Consider the following 15,658-nt stretch of genomic DNA (forward strand, 5'->3'; position numbering starts at 1 on the left):
CAGGCTCCTAGAGGCCGGACTCGGCGGTGCGCACCAGGATGCGGCGGCAGTTCTCGCAGCGCACCACCGTGTCGGGCGCGGCCGAGCGGATCTCGCTCAGCTCGGTGATCGCGAGTTCCTGACGGCAGCCCTGGCAGGTGCGCTGGTACAGCTTGGCCGCGCCGATCCCGCCCTGCTGCTCGCGGAGCTTGTCGTACAGCTTGAGCAGGTCCGCGGGGACCGAGGCCGCGACGACCCCGCGCTCCTTGGTCACCGAGGCCACCTCGGCGTCGATCTCCTGAGCGGCGGCGTCCCGGCGCGCGGTCGCGTCGTCGGCCTTGGCCTGCACGGAGGCCACCCGCTCGGTCAGCTCGCCGACCCGCTCCTGCGCGGCCTCCCGGCGTTCCATGACCTCCAGGACGACGTCCTCCAGGTCGCTCTGTCGCTTGCCCAGCGAGACGATCTCCCGCTGGAGGTTCTCCAGATCCTTGGGGCTGGTCACCGCCCCGGAGTCCAGGCGCTGCTGGTCGCGGGCGGCACGCTGGCGCACCTGGTCCACGTCCTGCTCGGCCTTGGTCTGCTCGCGGGCGGTGTCGCTCTCCTCGGTCTGCGCGGCCACGAGCAGGTCGCGCAGCTGGGTCAGGTCCTTGGTCAGCGACTCGATCTCGGCGTGCTCGGGCAGCGTCCGGCGCTTGTGCGCCAGCTGCTGGAGGCGGACGTCGAGGGCCTGGACGTCGAGGAGACGGATCTGGTCGGCGGGCGCGGCGTTCAGTTGGGGGCTCCCATGGTGCTAGAGGTCGTGACGGACGCCGCGTGGGCGGTCCAGGGGTCGGTGACCGTCTTGGAGACGTGGACGCGCAGGCCCCAGTCGTGACGGTCGGAGATTTCGTCGAGCTGGGCGGCGGCCAGCTCGCACCAGGGCCACTCGGTGGCCCAGTGCGCCGCGTCGAGCAGCGCGAGCGGAGCGGGGGCGAGGGCCGCCGTGAACTCCGAGGCCGGGTGGTGGCGCAGGTCCGCGGTGAGGAAGGCGTCCACGCCGGCCGCCCGGACGTGGTCGAAGAGGCTGTCGCCGGAGCCGCCGCTCACCGCGACCGTGTGCACGGTCGCCTCCGGGTCGCCGGCCACCCGGATGCCCTGCGCGGTGGCGGGCAGCCGTTCGGCGGCGCGGGCCGCGAACTCACGGACGGTGACGGGGTGGTCGAGTACGCAGATCCGGCCGAGGCCCCGGCGGCCCTCCGGGTCGGCCGGGTCCGGCACGAGGGGCCGTACGACCCGCAGGTCCAGCGCCCCGGCGAGTGCGTCGCTGACGCCCGGGTCGGCCGTGTCGGCGTTGGTGTGGGCGACGTGCAGCGCGATGTCGTTCTTGATCAGGGTGTGCACGACCCGGCCCTTGAAGGTGGAGGCCGCGACCGTGGTCGTACCGCGCAGATAGAGCGGGTGGTGGGTGACCAGCAGGTCGGCGCCCAGCTTCACAGCCTCGTCGACGACCTCCTGGACCGGGTCGACGGCGAACAGGACCCGGGTGACCTCCTGGTCGGGGTCGCCCACCACGGTGCCGACCGCGTCCCAGGACTCGGCCCGCTCGGCGGGCCACAGGTTCTCCAGCGCGGCGATGACTTCAGACAGACGGGGCACGGAGAAAAGGCTACCTGGCTGTTCGGTACGGGTGTACCGCCTTCCGCCCCACGGGCCCCGGACAGCACATCGGTCGCCGACTGCTCAGGGGAACCGGCGCCCCGTACCCCGTACGTGTGAAGCGAGTGCCTGCCGGTCCTCCGTCTGCGCGTACGAAAACTAGTTTCGTCACTGGAGGTGACCGAACGATGACTGCCTGTGCGATCGAACCTTCGGCGACCGGGGTGCGCGACGCGTCGTCCCGGACGGACTGCGCCATCACCGTGGACGGTGTCTACGCCGCCCGCCTCGCGGTGGCCGGTGACTGCTGGTTCCCGGAGCGCTGGACACTGGACGGGGCCGAGCCGTACGCGGTGCCGCTGCCCGGCAACCAACCGGAGGAGCCCGGCACGGAGGTGCAGCCGATGGGTGACGGGCGGGTGCTCGTCCACCGGCTGGTGGAGCGGCGGCACGCCTTCTCGCTGCTGTACCCGACCGGACCCGGCACCGGTGAGCTGCCGCTCGGCGCGGTGGAATGCCCGGAGCAGGGCACCCGGGTGCGTCTGCTGTCGCCGGCGCCGGGCGGCGAGCGGGCGTACGCCCTGGCGGTGGGCCGGTACACGACGGCGGTGTGGCTGGTGGCGGGCGGCGCCCGCGGGCCCGAGCAGCTCGCCGAGGTCCCCGGGCGCTGCTCGGGCGGTGTCTGGCTGGACCGCGCCGGGCGTCTGCTGGCCGTGGACCGGGAGATCGGGGGGCGGACCAAGGCGGTGGTGGTGGACCTGGAGCGGGGCGGCGAGGTGTCGCCGCTGCTGCAGATCACCGCCGAGAGCGACGACCGGTTGCTGCTCGCCGACCCCGACAGCGGGCTGCTGCTGATCTCCTCGGACGCGCCGTCCCCCGGGCAGGAACGGTTGGCCTGGGGTGTCCTGGGCAGCACGCTGCCGGTGCGTTTCCCGGAGTGCCTGCGGATGCCCGACTGTGCCGTGACGCCGTTCTCCATCCAGCCGGGGCAGGTGCTGACGCCGGAGCAGTGTGCGGTGGCGCTGCGGATGGACGGGCCGCTGGGCAGCTGGGTCGGCGTGTGGCGGCCCGCGGAACGGCGGGTGCACCATCTGCGGGCCCCGGAGGGCTGGCTGACGGGGACCGGGCTGTGGACGGCGGAGGGGGTGCTGCGGCTGCCGTACGTCACCCGGGACGTGCCGTGCGGGGTGGCCGGGTTCGCGGCACCCCCGAGAACCGTCGCCGCCCCGGCCCCGCAGCCGGCGGAACCGGAGCCCGAGAAACCGGTTGTTGCCCGTCCGGTGCCGTTGCAGCAAGCGCCGTTGGGACGTGTTGTAACGAACTAGTGCCGGTTGGCGTGCCCGCCTGGATTCGACCCGAGGTGTGCCGGTTAGACTCGCCCGGCTGTACGAAAGATCATTGTTGACGGGGTGAATTCTTCCGATGAGCGACGCCAGCACGTCCCAGCCGCTGCAAGGGGACATTCAGGAGTCCGAGGGTCACGGCAAGCACCGGGGCCCGGTCTCCGTCCAAGACGGCGAGACGGCGCCACGCGGTCGGCACCGAAAGCCGGAGCCGGCGGAGAGCGCGGCCGCCTGACGGTCCGCGGGAAGGGCCCGCCCCCCGACCGGGGGGCGGGCCCTTCCGCATGTTCATCGGCGCCTGCTCATTGGCGCTTGTTCATCGCCCTCAGCGCCGCTTGAGCGCCAGCGCCTCCGCCGCCGCGAACGTCTCCCCCTCCGGCCGCCGCTCGTAGTGCGGGGTGAGGAGCGCGTCGAGCTCGTCGTACGTGAAGGTGTCCTGCTTGCTGTCGAACTGGGCCTGCACCCGTGGCCGTTCGACCACCGCCACCATGCCGCCGTGCACCACGAGCAGCTGTCCGTTGACCCGGGCGGCGGCGGGTGAGGCCAGATAGCCGACGAGCGGGGCGACGTGCTCGGGGGCGAGCGGGTCGAGGCCCTCGGCGGGCGCGGCGAGCCCGGCGAAGACGTCCTCGGTCATCCGGGTCCGGGCGCGCGGGCAGATGACGTTGGCCGTCACGCCGTACTTGGCGAGGGCGAGCGCGGTCGACGTGGTCAGGCCGACGATGCCGCCCTTCGCCGCCGCGTAGTTGGGCTGCCCCGGGGAACCGGCCAGGAAGGCCTCCGAGGAGGTGTTCACGATCCGCCCGTACACCGGTCCCCCGGCCGCCTTGGACCGCTGCCGCCAGTGCGCGGACGCGAAGCGGGTGGTGTTGAAATGGCCCTTGAGGTGGACGCGGATCACGGCGTCCCACTCCTCCTCCGTCATGGAGAAGACCATGCGGTCACGCAGGATGCCCGCGTTGTTGACCAGGACGTCCAGCTTGCCGAACTCCGCGACGGCCAGGTCGACCAGGGCCCGGGCGTGCTCGAAGTCGGCGACGTCCCCGGTGTGCGCCACGGCCCGGCCGCCCGCCGCGCGGATCTCGGTGGCGACCTCCTCTGCGGGCCCGGCGGACGACTCGCCCGAGCCGTCGCGGCCGGGCCGTCCGTAGTCGTTGACGACGACGGACGCGCCGAGCCGGGCGAGTTCGAGCGCCTCGGCCCGGCCGAGACCGCGCCCGGCACCGGTGACGACGGCGGACAGCCCCTCCAGTGGCAGCGACATGCGCACTCCCGTCAGGTCTCGCGATTTTCGGCAGATGTCGCGGATTTCAGCAGGTGTCGGATTCCGACAGGTCTCTCAGATCTCGATGCACGTACGCAGGGCGGTCCCGGTGCGCATCTGGTCCAGTGCCTCGTTGATGTCGGTGAGCGGCACCCGGTGGGTGATCAGGCCCGCCAGGTCGATGCGGCCCGCCCGCCACAGGGCGATCGTGCGCTCGTAGGAGCGCAGCACGTCGCCGCCGCCGTACATCGACGGCAGGATCCGCTTCTCGTCGAAGAACAGCTCGAACATGTTGAGCTGGAGGAAGTCGTCCATGGCGCCCGCGCCGACGATGACAAGGGTGCCGCCGCGCCGGGTGTTCTCGTAGGCGGCCCGGGCGGTGGCCGACTTTCCGACGACCTCGAAGACGTAGTCGAAGCCCTCACCGCCGGTGACCTGCTGCTTGGCGTCGGCCAGTGCGTCCGGGGACACCGCCTTCGTGGCGCCGAACCGCAGGGCCGACTCGCGGCGGGAGGCGACCGGGTCCACGGCGACGATCTCGGCGGCGCCCTTCAGCCGGGCCCCCTGGACGGCGGAGATGCCGACGCCCCCGCAGCCGATGACGGCGACCGACGAACCGGCCTCGACGTCGGCGGTGTTGAGCGCGGCGCCGAGTCCCGTGGTCACCCCGCAGCCGATGAGGGCGGCGATGTCGAAGGGCACGTCGTCCGGGATGGGGACGGCGCAGCCGGCGTCGACGACGACCTCCTCGGCGAAGGTGCCGGTGCCCGCGAAGCCGAAGACGTCACCGCCGGGGCGTTTGAAGTTGGGGGTGCCCGCGTTCATGAACCCGGCCAGGCACAGCTCGGTCTGTCCACGCTTGCAGGCGGGACACGCACCGCAGGCGGGCAGCCAGCAGAGCACCACCCGGTCCCCGGGCTTCAGACCGCGCACGCCCTCGCCCACCTCGAGGATCTCCCCCGCCCCCTCGTGGCCGGGCACGAAGGGCGCCGGCTGGGGCAGCACCCCGCTCATCGCGGACAGGTCCGAGTGGCACAGCCCGGTGGCGTGCACCCGGACCCGCACCCTGCCCGGGCCGAAGCCCACCGCCTCGACGTCGTCGAAGACCTCCAGCTTGTCCTGGCCGATCTCGTGCAGTACGGCTGCGCGCATTGGTGCGGCTCCCCTCGTGAAAGCTCGGTGGGCTGTCGGTCGGCTGTCGGTGCGCTAGGAGTGTTCGACGACTGTGTCGGCGAGGACGGGCGCGTCGTTCCTCTCGACGGCGCTCACGGCGATCCGCACCGAACCCTCCAGCCGCCACATCCGGATCCGCAGGGTCTCCCCCGGGTACACGACTCCGGCGAAGCGGGTGCTGTAGGAGCGGACCCGGGTCACGTCACCGCCGAGCAGGGTGTCGACGACGGCCTTGAGCGTGATCCCGTAGGTGCACAGCCCGTGCAGGATGGGCCGGTCGAACCCGGCGAGCTTGGCGAACTCCGGGTCGGCGTGCAGCGGGTTGAGGTCGCCGGAGAGCCGGTAGAGCAGGGCCTGGTCCTCGCGGACCGGCCGCTCGACGGTCCGGTCCGGCTCACCGCCCGGCGGGTCGAGCCTGGTGGAGGGCCCGCGGTCGCCGCCCCAGCCACCCTCGCCGCGTACGAAGATCTGGGCGTCGCTGGTCCACAGCGGGCCCTCGTCGTCCGCGACCTCGGTGCGCATGACGAGCACGGCCGCCTTGCCCTTGTCGTACACGGCGGCGATGCGTCCGGTGGCGGTCGCGGTGCCCCTGGCCGGGATGGGCCGGTGCACGGTCAGCGACTGGCCGCCGTGCAGGACGCGGGCGAGGTCGACGTCGATGCCGGGCATGGACAGGCTGTTGATCACGCCCGGTGAGCCGGCGCCCGCGACGGTGGCGAAGCTCGGCAGGACGTGCAGCCGGGCCTCGAGGGTGTAGCGCAGCTCGTCGGGGTCGGTGGCCGGGCCGTTCCGGTCGGGGTTCGCGCCGGCGCCGATGCCGAGGTGGTAGAGCTGGACGTCCTTGGTGTCCCAGGCGATCCGGCCGGTTCGGGGCGTGGCCCCGAGGGCCTTGGCTGCGTCGATGGGCATACGGCTCCTGACACTGGCGGCTTGACACGGGCGGCTTCGGAACTGGCGGCAACGAGACTGGCGGCTAGGAGACTGGCGGCTTCAAGACCCCGGCACGGCCGTCCGCACCGTCGGCCGCACCGAGGTCGTCGCGGGCCGATCTAGAACGCGTTCCAGTCCGGCGCCCTCTGTATAGCCCAGGGCTCCGTAGTTGTGAAGGCTACTGACGGCGCGTCAGTTCGCAACATCGAACATGACATTTGTAATGCCCGAGTCCGTACATGAGCATCTGCCGGGCCGGCAGCCCGCACCCGTAGCGTCATAGGCATGACACAGACATCACCCGCGGTCTCCTTCCGGGGAGCGGTCAAGGCCTACGGCGAGCTCCGTGCCGTCGACGGCGTCGACCTGGAGATCACGCACGGCGAGACGGTCGCGCTCCTGGGCCGCAACGGCGCCGGGAAGTCCACGACCATCGCCCTGCTGCTCGGCCTGCTGGAGGCGGATGCGGGCCGGGTCGAGCTGTTCGGCGCCGCCCCGGAGCGGGCCGTGCGCGCGGGCCGGGTGGGCGCCATGCTCCAGGAGGCGCGTGCGGTGCCCCGGGTCACCGTCGGTGAACTGGTCTCCTTCGTGGCCTCCCGCTATCCGGACCCGCTGCCGGTGACGCGAGCCCTGGAACTCGCCGGGATCGCGGACCTCGCGGGGCGGCGGGTGGACCGGCTGTCCGGCGGACAGACCCAGCGCGTGCGGTTCGCGGTCGCGCTCGCCGGGGACCCCTCGCTGCTGGTCCTGGACGAGCCGACGGCGGCTCTGGACGTGGAGGCGCGGCGCGCCTTCTGGTCGTCGATGCGGGCGTACGCCCGGCAGGGCCACACCGTCCTGTTCTCCACGCACTACCTGGAGGAGGCCGACGCCCATGCCGACCGGATCCTCGTGATCGACCGCGGCCGGATCGTCGCGGACGGCACCGGCGAGACGCTGCGCCGGGCGGCGGGCGGCAACCTGGTCTCGTTCGACCTGGCCGGACGCGGCACGGACGACCTCGCCCTGCTGCCCGGCGTGCGGTCGGTGGAGGTGCGCGGGGACCGGGCGCGGCTGCGCACCGACGACTCCGACGCGACGGTGATCGCGCTCGCCGAACTGGGCGCGATACGCGGCCTGGAGGTCGCCCCGGCCTCGTTGGAGGACGCCTTCCTGGCACTGACCTCCGGTTCTTCCGACGCTGCCACTGAGATGGAGACGGTGTGATGTGGGACTATCTGCGCCTCGAGGTGCGCCGGACGCTGCGCGACACGGGCTTCGTGATCGGCGGCATCGCCATGCCGGTGATGATGTACCTCCTGTTCACCAACATCGGTGAGAACGACGGGACATGGAAAACGGCGTCGATGATCGGCATGGCCGCCTACGGTGCCGTCGGCTCGGCGCTGAACACGGGCGGCGTGGTCGCGGAGGACCGGGCGGTCGGCTGGCTGCGGCAGCTGCGGGTGACGCCGATGACCCCGCGCGAGGTGGTGACCGGCCGGGCGCTGACCGGTGCGGTGACCGTACTGCCCGCGATCGTCGCGGTGCTCGCGGCGGGCGGCCTGGTGAACGGCGTACGGCTGTCGGCCGTGCAGTGGGCGGCGACCGCGCTGCTGCTGTGGCTCGGCTCGATCCCCTTCACCCTGCTCGGCCTCGGCAACGGCTACCGGCTCACCGGTCCGGCCACAGGCGTGGCCAACATGATGTGCAATCTGGGCCTGGCCGTGGTCGGCGGCCTGTGGTTCCCGGTGAGCCTGTTCCCGCACTGGCTGCGCTCCCTCTCGGCTTACACGCCTACCAACCGGTTCGCCGAGCTCGGTACTTCGGTGGCCGGCGGACACGCCCCGGCGCCTGCTGCGATCCTCGTACTGACCAGTTGGCTGTTGGCCTTCGGCTCGTACGCTGTGCTGTCGTACCGCCGGAGTGCGGGGAACATCTGATTGGGGGACTTCGGATGAGCGGGATCAGGTCGTGGTGGCGGACGGTGGGGTGCCAGGTGCAGGCCTGGCAGGCGGCGCGGGCGGAGTGGAAAGCGGACATGGACCGCTTCAAGGCCCAGCAGAAGGCCGCCCGGAAGGGTGGGCGGATGCCCGAGCACCCGGGTCCGCAGCCCACCGGTTTCGCCCTGATGCCCTGGCTGCTGATGGGACTGGGCTCCTTCTCCAACCTCCTGCAGGGCAAGACCTCCAACCCGTGGGTCGGCGGCCTGGGCCTGTTCACCTTCAACTCGTTGTACGTCTACGTGGCCTTCCGCGCCTTCCACAAGAAGACGCGCGAGGCGACCTCCACCCGCGTTGCCCTGCTGCTGATGGGACTGGTGACCACCGGTCTGGCCCTCGGCTACGGCGGTAACTGGCTGTTGTTCTTCCCGCTACTGGGCCTGGCGACCGGCGCGATCGTGCGGGGCCCGTGGCTCGGCAGGACGGGGATAGCGCTGGCCGCCTTCGCGGGCGCCGTCTCCGCCTTCCGGGACGGTGGGGACGCGGTCAACATCGCCTACGGCACGTTCCTGTCCACGATGGTGACCGCCGCGATCCTCTCCCTCTCCGAGGCCGTACGGGATCTGCGCGCCGCCCGCGAGGAACTGGCCCGGCGGGCGGTGGAGCAGGAGCGGCTGCGTTTCTCCCGCGACCTGCACGACCTGCTCGGCCACACCCTGTCGGTGATCGTGATCAAGTCCGAGGCGGCCCGGCGTCTGGCCGACCGCGACCTGGCGGCCGCGCTGACCCAGATCGGCGACATCGAGTCCGTCGGCCGGCAGGCGCTGACCGAGATCCGCGAGGCGGTGACCGGCTACCGCGAGGGCAGTCTCGCCACCGAACTGTCCCGGGCCTGCTCGGCGCTGACCGCGGCGAGCGTGGAACCGGCGGTGCGCCGGTCCGGGACACCGCTCGCCCCGCAGACCGAGGCACTGCTCGGCTGGGTGGTGCGCGAGGCGGTCACCAACGTCGTCCGGCACAGCGACGCCACCCGCTGCGAGATCACCGTCGACAGCGACACCGAGCAGGCCCGGCTCACCGTCACGGACAACGGCACCGGCAAGGCCGTCACCCGCCCCGCGGAGGGCATCGGCGGCACCGGTCTGAAGGGCCTGACCGAGCGCCTCGCGGCGGCGGGCGGCTCCCTGAAGGCCGGCCCGTCGCCGCGCGGCGGCTTCACGGTCACCGCCGGAATCCCGGTGGAGCCGACGGAACTGGCTGCCGTGGGGGCGGCCACGGCACCCAGGTCGAGCTGACCGCCCGGCTCACGTCGTCGCCGACCCGAAGATTGAGGAGTCTTCGGTCGGCCGCTCGCCCTACTCTTGGGGCGTGAACGGCATCCGGGTCCTGCTCGCCGAGGACCAGGGCATGATGCGCGGCGCCCTGGCTTTACTCCTCGGCATGGAGGACGACATAGAGGTGGTCGCCCAGGTCCCGACCGGGGACGCGATCGTGGACGCGGCGCTCCTGCACCGGCCTGACGTGGCCCTGCTGGACATCGAGCTGCCGGGGCGCAGCGGACTGGACGCGGCGGCGGACCTGCGCGAACAGGTGCCGAACTGCCGGGTGCTGATACTGACCACCTTCGGCCGGCCCGGCTATCTGCGCCGGGCCATGGAGGCGGGGGCGTCCGGCTTCCTGGTCAAGGACGGGCCGGTGGAGGAACTGGCGGTGGCCGTCCGGCGCGTGCTCGCCGGGGAGACCGTGGTCGACCCGGCGCTGGCCGCGGCCGCGCTCAGCGCCGGACCGAGTCCGCTGACGGCCCGCGAGTGCGATGTGCTGAAGGCGTCGGCGGACGGGGCGACCGTCGCCGACATCGCCGCGCGGCTGCACCTGTCCGAGTCCACGGTGCGCAACTACCTGTCCTCCGCGATCGGCAAGACCGGCACCCGGAACCGTGCGGAGGCGGTCCGGGAGGCCCGGCAGCAGGGGTGGCTGTGAGCGGGACTCCCCTGTGGCGGATCACTTCGTCACCTTCGCGTCCTTGTACGTGGCCCCGTCCGGAGCCACGCACACGAACCAGTTGGCCCCCGGATAGCCACTGACCGGGCGAATCAGCGATTCACCGTCATGGGCGGTGGGCACGGGTCCCGCCAGGCGGGCCGAGGTCGTTCGCCCGTCGTTCCACTGGCAGGTGACCTCCCTGGCGGTCTTGGCGACCCGGCCGACCACCAGCCGCAAAGGGGCCTCGGCGCTGATCTCTCCCAGACTGGCGGCGTGATCCTCAAGGTCCGTGCCCGTGAAACGCTCAGGGGTTCCGGTCGTGTTGAACATGACCTCCCGAGGACGGTCGCTTCCGTGAGAGCGGAGCACGAAGAACGACTTCATGCCGACCAGGTCGGCCGGAGCGCTGCCTTCGGCCGGCTCAAAGCCCCGGTCCTTCATGGTGTCGTACTGTCGAGCCGCCTCCTCCAGGGTGCGGGGCGCCCCCCATACCTGGACACTGACGGACCACTCCTTCCCGTGATCAGTCCCTCTCGACACCTCGGTCACCTGCGGCTCGTACACGTGCCGCGCCTCCGGTGAGGAGGGCCGGGTCGCCACCGACGCCCCACGGCCCCCGTGCCCGCCCCCGGGCAGCCCCGTCACCGCCAGCGTCCCCCCCGTGGACCCCGCCAGCACCAATGTCGTGGCCGCCGCCACCGCCCACCGCCGCGCTCTGCGCCGCCGCCCCGCGCGGATGACCGCCTGCACCGGGGCTATACCGATCTCGACCTCGTCCGCGGCGTCCGCGAGGAGGAGGGCGATGTCCGTCTGCGTCATGTCGTGTCCCGTCTCCCTGTCCGCGCTCATCAGTTACGCCATCCCTGCGTCACCATCTCGGCCAGCGCCGGTATGGCGCGGAGTTTCGCGATCCCCTTGGCCGCGTTGCTCTTGACCGTGCCGACCGAGCAGCCCATCGCCTCCGCCGTCTGCGTCTCCGTCAGGTCCTCCCAGTACCGCAGGACCACCGCCTCGCGCTGCCGCGGGGGCAGCTCAGCGAGCGCCTTGAGCAGGGCGCTGCGGTCGTCGGCCTGGGCGATGCGGTCGCCGGTGTCGGCCACCTCGTGCACCATGCCCGAGTCGTCTCTCGGCGCCAGGAACTCCTTCAGCCTTCTGCGATGTCTGCGCGCGTGCGCGTTGATCATCACGCGCCGCACGTACGCCTCCGGGTCGTCCGCCGAGCCGACCTTGCGCCAGGCCGCGTAGACCTGTTCCAGTGTCGACTGGACCAGGTCCTCGGCCGCGTGCTGCTCCCCCGTGAGGAGAAATGCCGTACGCATCAGCCGCGGCCAGCGGCCGATGACGAAGCTCTGGAACTCATCGTCCCGAGCCCTCTTCCGATCCCCCATGGGCACCTCCTAGATGTCAAAAGGAGTCCATGAGCCATCCGGATCGTTGCCTCGCTCGGCGCAGGACTTCGCGGAAGACTTCGCGCAGGACCTCGCAGACGAACTTCACCAGGTCCGCCGTACAAGTACCTGATGGGTGATCAGAAACCCATGGACCGGTCAAGAAATCATTAGGGGCACGAAGCAACGGAATAGTTGCCTCTGCATACGGGGTTTAGCCAGTACTTATCTCACTGGAGGCCTCACTCAATGACGCACACGACGACCGACCAGCCCGCCCGGAGCGCGAGCGGGGCCGTGGTCCCGGTGCTCGCCTTCGCGGGCATCGTGGTCGCGGTGATGCAGACCCTGCTCGTCCCGGTCATCAAGGACCTGCCGCAACTGCTGGACACCGCGCCCAGCAACGCCACCTGGGTCCTGACCTCGACTCTCCTGTCGGGCGCCGTGGCCACCCCGATCATGGGCCGGCTCGGTGACCTCTACGGCAAGCGCCGCATGCTCATAGCCAGCCTCGCGGTGATGGTGGTCGGCGCGCTGGTCAGCGCTCTGACCAGCGAACTGCTCACCATGATCGTCGGCCGTACCCTCCAGGGCTTCGCCATGGGCGCGATCCCGCTCGGCATCGGCCTGATGCGCGACACGCTGCCGCGCGAGAAGCTCGGCTCGGCGATGGCCCTGATGAGCTCCTCGATCGGCGTCGGCGGCGGCCTCGCCCTGCCCGCCGCGGCCCTGGTCGCCCAGCACACCGACTGGCACGCCCTGTTCTACGGCGCCGCCGGCCTCGGCGTGCTCTCCATCGCGCTCACCCTCCTCGTCGTACCGGAGTCCACGATGCGCGCGGAGGGCTCCTTCGACCTGCTGGGCGCGCTCGGTCTGTCCGCCGGCCTCGTCCTCTTCCTGCTGCCGATCACCAAGGGCAGCGACTGGGGCTGGACCTCGGGCACCACGCTCGGCCTGTTCGCCGCGTCGGCGGTCGTGCTCGTCCTGTGGGGCGTGATGGAACTGCGCATCCCGGCCCCCCTGGTGGACCTGCGCACCACCGCCCGCCCCGCCGTGCTCTTCACCAACCTCGCCTCGATCATGGTCGGCGTCTCGTTCTACGTCGTCTCACTGGTGCTGCCCCAGCTCCTCCAGCTCCCCAAGGCCACCGGCTACGGCCTCGGCCAGTCCATGGTGGTGGCCGGTCTGCTCGTCGCGCCCCTCGGCCTGACGATGATGTTCACCGCGCCCGTCTACGCCCGGCTGTCCGCCAAGTACGGCCCCAAGCTCACCCTGATCCTCGGCATGCTGATCATCGCGATCGGCTACGGCGCCGGGCTCGGCCTGATGAGCGCCGCCTGGCAGAGCCTGGTCATCGCGGTGGTCCTGGGCGCCGGCATCGGCCTGGCCTACTCCTCGCTGCCCGCGCTGATCGTCAGCGCGGTACCGGCCTCCGAGACCGGCGCGGCCAACGGCCTCAACACCCTGATGCGCTCCATCGGCACGTCGGTCTCCAGCGCCGTCATCGGCATGGTGCTGGCCAACACCGCGAACAACGTGCACGGCGTCGCGATCCCGACCATGCACGGCTTCCGCGTCTCCTTCCTGATCGCCACGGCCGCCGTCCTGGTCGGCCTGGTGCTCGCCCTCCTCCTGCCCGGCCGCCGGCCCGCCGCCCACCCGCAGCTGCGGGCCAGCAGCGAGGAGGACGCGGGCCTCGAGCGCGCCGAGGAGGTCCTGCGGGGCTTCCGCGGCCGGGTCCTGGACGCCGACGGCGCCCCGGTCGCCCGGGCCAAGGTCACCCTGATCGACCAGCGGGGCCGCCAGGCGGGCGCCGCCGTCTCCACGGAGGACGGCAGCTACACCCTCACGGTCCCCGCCCAAGGCGCGTACGTCCTGGCCGCGAAGGCCGCCGGCCACGGCCCGCACGCCTTGTCGGCGACCCACGCGGGCGACGAACGGCCGGTCGAACTGGACCTGGCCCTGCCGGGCGAGACCGTCCCGGCCTGACCGCCGCCCGGATCACGCACCCACCCGTACCCCCTGTCGCTCCGGCGGCCGGGGGTACGACAGCATGGGCCCGGAACACACGCCGGAACACACGTACGACCTCCATGGAAAGGCAGGCCCCATGCACGCGGCACCCAAGCCCGAGATCCTGGCCGCGTTCGAGACGGCGAAGGGGTTCATGCCCGTGGACGAGGGGCTGGCGCTGTACGCGGCGGCCGTGGACGCCGGGCGGCTGGGGCTGCCGCTACTGGAGGTCGGCACGTACTGCGGGCGTTCGACCATCCTGCTCGCCGACGCGGCCCGACAGGCCGGCGTCACCGCGCTCACCGTCGACCACCACCGGGGCAGCGAGGAGCAGCAGCCCGGCTGGGACTACCACGACCCGGAGACGGTCGACCCCGAGATCGGCCTGATGGACACGCTGCCCACGTTCCGCCGGACCCTGCACAGGGCGGGCCTGGAGGAACACGTGGTGGCGCTGGTCGGCCGGTCCCCGCAGATCGCCGCGCTCTGGAACTCCCCGCTCGGCCTGGTGTTCGTCGACGGCGGCCACACCGACGAGCACGCGGGCGCCGACTACGAGGGCTGGGCCCCCCATGTGGCCCACGGCGGTCTGCTCGTCATCCACGACGTCTTCCCCCACCCGGAGGACGAGTTCACCGGCCAGGCCCCGTACCGCGTCTACGTCCGGGCCCTGGAATCGGGCGAGTTCACGGAGGTCTCGGTGACGGGTTCGCTGCGCGTGCTGCGCCGGACGCAGGCGCGGGCAGCACGGTGAAGTACCTGATCGGCCTCGCCCTGATCCTCTTCGGGGCGCCGCTCGTCGGCATCATCGGCGGGGCGCTCGAGGGCGCGGGGCGGAAGCGGCTCGGCAAGGTCGTCGGCATCGGCGTGTATCTGATGGTGCTGGCGGTCGCCGTGTGGCTCGTCGTCAGCGACCTCTGACGGCAACCGGCCGTCCCGGCCCCTCGGCGCCACCCGCCCGGCCCAGTTGCGGCATGTGGGCACCGGGGACGGCCGCTAGGGTGGCAGACGTGTCTTACGTAGGTCCGGACTTCGATCCCCCACAGCCGCGCCGGTCCCGCCGCGGCCCGTTGACCGTGGCGCTCGCCGCGCTGGTGCCCGGTGCGCTGCTCGGCTGGCTGGTGTACGAGGCGGTGGGCGCCCCCGGCGGCTCCGGCCAGGCGGGCCCAGCCGCGTCGTCGGCGTCCGTCTCGCGCCCGCTCTCCGCGGCACCGCCCACGACCCTGACCGGGTCCCCCACCGACGACGCCAAGGCGAGCCCGACGCCCACGGCCGGGGCGTCCGAGTCCACGTCGGCCGCCGCGCCCGCCGCCTCCGGCCCGCTCAAGGGCAAGGTGATCGTCATCGACCCCGGGCACAACCCGGGCAACTTCCGGCACACCGCCGAGATCAACCGTCAGGTGGACATCGGCACGAACTCCAAGGAGTGCGACACCACCGGCACGTCCACCAACTCCGGTTACACCGAGGCCCGTTTCACGCAGGACGTCGCCGACCGGCTGCGCGCGATCCTGCAGCGGCAGGGTGCCACGGTGAAGCTGACCCACGAGGGCGACTCACCGCCCTGGGGGCCGTGCGTGGACGAACGCGCACGGATCGGAAACGCCGCGCACGCGGACGCGGCCATCTCCATCCACGCCGACGGCTCCGCGCAGGGCAACCGCGGCTTCCACGTCATCCTCCCGGACTCCGTCCACGCCGGCGGCGCCGACACCCGTCCGATCGTGGCCTCCTCGAAGTCCCTCGGTGAGCGGATCGCGGGCAACTTCCTGCGGGTCACGGGTGAGCCCCCGTCCAACTACGTCGGGGGCGGCACCGGTCTCGTCACGCGTAAGGACCTGGGCGGTCTCAATCTGTCAACGGTTCCCAAGGTGTTCATCGAGTGCGGCAACATGCGCGATAGCAAGGACGCGGCACTGCTCACCAGCGGCGCCTGGCGGCAGAAGGCGGCGCAGGGAATCTCTGAGGGAATCGTGAGTTTCCTGCGCGGGTAGTCATCGGCGGTCGGTCCCGGCGTACAGGCTGATT

Annotated in this window: 16 protein-coding genes; 9 read left to right on the forward strand and 7 right to left on the reverse strand. The window is 72.0% G+C overall.

Going from position 1 to position 15,658, the window contains the following annotated elements:
* Positions 1-7: 7 nt before the first annotated feature.
* Entirely contained in the window at positions 8-751 is a 744-nt protein-coding gene (locus ACFYZQ_RS02490) for a zinc ribbon domain-containing protein (protein ID WP_388789168.1), read from the reverse strand.
* On the reverse strand, positions 748-1,614 hold the full coding sequence (locus ACFYZQ_RS02495) for a Nif3-like dinuclear metal center hexameric protein (protein WP_389140780.1): 867 nt from the start codon (positions 1,612-1,614) through the stop codon (positions 748-750). The genes ACFYZQ_RS02490 and ACFYZQ_RS02495 overlap by 4 nt, the downstream gene beginning before the upstream one ends.
* A gap of 188 nt (positions 1,615-1,802) precedes the next feature.
* On the opposite strand from ACFYZQ_RS02495, the gene ACFYZQ_RS02500 reads away from it, so the two are divergent.
* Positions 1,803-2,939, forward strand: coding sequence for a hypothetical protein (locus ACFYZQ_RS02500; protein WP_389140782.1), 1,137 nt, complete (start codon positions 1,803-1,805; stop codon positions 2,937-2,939).
* Positions 2,940-3,282: 343 nt separating this feature from the next.
* On the opposite strand, the gene ACFYZQ_RS02505 is transcribed toward ACFYZQ_RS02500, so the two are convergent.
* From ACFYZQ_RS02505 to ACFYZQ_RS02515, 3 genes are all read right to left on the reverse strand, one after another.
* Positions 3,283-4,221 (reverse strand): 3-oxoacyl-ACP reductase, encoded by a 939-nt coding sequence (locus ACFYZQ_RS02505; protein ID WP_389140784.1) that lies wholly within the window; start codon positions 4,219-4,221, stop codon positions 3,283-3,285.
* Between the two features lie 75 nt (positions 4,222-4,296).
* A complete protein-coding gene (locus ACFYZQ_RS02510) occupies positions 4,297-5,373 on the reverse strand; it encodes a Zn-dependent alcohol dehydrogenase (RefSeq protein WP_389140786.1) in 1,077 nt (358 codons plus the stop codon).
* 54 nt (positions 5,374-5,427) lie between these two features.
* Positions 5,428-6,303, reverse strand: coding sequence for a MaoC/PaaZ C-terminal domain-containing protein (locus ACFYZQ_RS02515; protein ID WP_389140788.1), 876 nt, complete (start codon positions 6,301-6,303; stop codon positions 5,428-5,430).
* A 306-nt stretch (positions 6,304-6,609) separates the two neighbouring features.
* On the opposite strand from ACFYZQ_RS02515, the gene ACFYZQ_RS02520 reads away from it, so the two are divergent.
* The 4 genes from ACFYZQ_RS02520 to ACFYZQ_RS02535 all read left to right on the forward strand — a co-directional run bounded on the left by ACFYZQ_RS02520 (position 6,610) and on the right by ACFYZQ_RS02535 (position 10,226).
* On the forward strand, positions 6,610-7,530 hold the full coding sequence (locus ACFYZQ_RS02520; RefSeq protein WP_389140790.1) for an ABC transporter ATP-binding protein: 921 nt from the start codon (positions 6,610-6,612) through the stop codon (positions 7,528-7,530).
* Positions 7,530-8,246, forward strand: a complete 717-nt coding sequence (locus tag ACFYZQ_RS02525) for an ABC transporter permease (protein ID WP_389141858.1) — start codon at positions 7,530-7,532, stop codon at positions 8,244-8,246. The genes ACFYZQ_RS02520 and ACFYZQ_RS02525 overlap by 1 nt, the downstream gene beginning before the upstream one ends.
* Before the next feature lie 14 nt (positions 8,247-8,260).
* Positions 8,261-9,541, forward strand: a complete 1,281-nt coding sequence (locus ACFYZQ_RS02530; RefSeq protein WP_389140792.1) for a sensor histidine kinase — start codon at positions 8,261-8,263, stop codon at positions 9,539-9,541.
* A 73-nt stretch (positions 9,542-9,614) separates the two neighbouring features.
* Positions 9,615-10,226: a response regulator gene (locus ACFYZQ_RS02535; protein WP_389140794.1), complete on the forward strand. Its 612-nt coding sequence runs from the start codon at positions 9,615-9,617 to the stop codon at positions 10,224-10,226.
* Between the two features lie 21 nt (positions 10,227-10,247).
* Here ACFYZQ_RS02535 and ACFYZQ_RS02540 read toward each other — a convergent pair whose 3' ends face one another.
* On the reverse strand, positions 10,248-11,078 hold the full coding sequence (locus tag ACFYZQ_RS02540) for a hypothetical protein (protein ID WP_389140796.1): 831 nt from the start codon (positions 11,076-11,078) through the stop codon (positions 10,248-10,250).
* Entirely contained in the window at positions 11,078-11,617 is a 540-nt protein-coding gene (locus ACFYZQ_RS02545) for a SigE family RNA polymerase sigma factor (RefSeq protein WP_389140798.1), read from the reverse strand. Before ACFYZQ_RS02545 ends, ACFYZQ_RS02540 begins: the two co-directional genes overlap by 1 nt.
* A gap of 249 nt (positions 11,618-11,866) precedes the next feature.
* Here ACFYZQ_RS02545 and ACFYZQ_RS02550 point away from each other — a divergent pair, with 249 nt between their 5' ends.
* The 4 genes from ACFYZQ_RS02550 to ACFYZQ_RS02565 all read left to right on the forward strand — a co-directional run bounded on the left by ACFYZQ_RS02550 (position 11,867) and on the right by ACFYZQ_RS02565 (position 15,624).
* Positions 11,867-13,606 carry an MFS transporter gene (locus ACFYZQ_RS02550; protein WP_389140800.1) on the forward strand — a complete coding sequence of 580 codons (1,740 nt, stop codon included), beginning with the start codon at positions 11,867-11,869 and terminating at the stop codon, positions 13,604-13,606.
* Between the two features lie 121 nt (positions 13,607-13,727).
* Entirely contained in the window at positions 13,728-14,384 is a 657-nt protein-coding gene (locus ACFYZQ_RS02555) for a class I SAM-dependent methyltransferase (RefSeq protein ID WP_389140802.1), read from the forward strand.
* Complete coding sequence (locus tag ACFYZQ_RS02560; RefSeq protein WP_389140804.1) at positions 14,381-14,551, forward strand: hypothetical protein; 171 nt, start codon at positions 14,381-14,383, stop codon at positions 14,549-14,551. Before ACFYZQ_RS02555 ends, ACFYZQ_RS02560 begins: the two co-directional genes overlap by 4 nt.
* Positions 14,552-14,640: 89 nt before the next feature.
* On the forward strand, positions 14,641-15,624 hold the full coding sequence (locus ACFYZQ_RS02565; RefSeq protein WP_389140806.1) for an N-acetylmuramoyl-L-alanine amidase: 984 nt from the start codon (positions 14,641-14,643) through the stop codon (positions 15,622-15,624).
* The last annotated feature ends 34 nt before the right edge of the window (positions 15,625-15,658 follow it).

This window comes from Streptomyces sp. NPDC001843, from assembly GCF_042891955.1.
Lineage (GTDB): Bacteria > Actinomycetota > Actinomycetes > Streptomycetales > Streptomycetaceae > Streptomyces.

Excerpts from the sequence above, each read along its gene's own strand:
- ACFYZQ_RS02550 (WP_389140800.1), top strand. The coding sequence starts at position 11,867 with ATGACGCACACGACGACCGACCAGCCCGCCCGGAGCGCGAGCGGGGCC.
- ACFYZQ_RS02515 (WP_389140788.1), bottom strand. The coding sequence starts at position 6,303 with ATGCCCATCGACGCAGCCAAGGCCCTCGGGGCCACGCCCCGAACCGGC.
- ACFYZQ_RS02555 (WP_389140802.1), top strand. The coding sequence starts at position 13,728 with ATGCACGCGGCACCCAAGCCCGAGATCCTGGCCGCGTTCGAGACGGCG.
- ACFYZQ_RS02520 (WP_389140790.1), top strand. The coding sequence starts at position 6,610 with ATGACACAGACATCACCCGCGGTCTCCTTCCGGGGAGCGGTCAAGGCC.
- ACFYZQ_RS02545 (WP_389140798.1), bottom strand. The coding sequence starts at position 11,617 with ATGGGGGATCGGAAGAGGGCTCGGGACGATGAGTTCCAGAGCTTCGTC.
- ACFYZQ_RS02500 (WP_389140782.1), top strand. The coding sequence starts at position 1,803 with ATGACTGCCTGTGCGATCGAACCTTCGGCGACCGGGGTGCGCGACGCG.
- ACFYZQ_RS02540 (WP_389140796.1), bottom strand. The coding sequence starts at position 11,078 with ATGAGCGCGGACAGGGAGACGGGACACGACATGACGCAGACGGACATC.
- ACFYZQ_RS02530 (WP_389140792.1), top strand. The coding sequence starts at position 8,261 with ATGAGCGGGATCAGGTCGTGGTGGCGGACGGTGGGGTGCCAGGTGCAG.
- ACFYZQ_RS02505 (WP_389140784.1), bottom strand. The coding sequence starts at position 4,221 with ATGTCGCTGCCACTGGAGGGGCTGTCCGCCGTCGTCACCGGTGCCGGG.
- ACFYZQ_RS02510 (WP_389140786.1), bottom strand. The coding sequence starts at position 5,373 with ATGCGCGCAGCCGTACTGCACGAGATCGGCCAGGACAAGCTGGAGGTC.
- ACFYZQ_RS02525 (WP_389141858.1), top strand. The coding sequence starts at position 7,530 with ATGTGGGACTATCTGCGCCTCGAGGTGCGCCGGACGCTGCGCGACACG.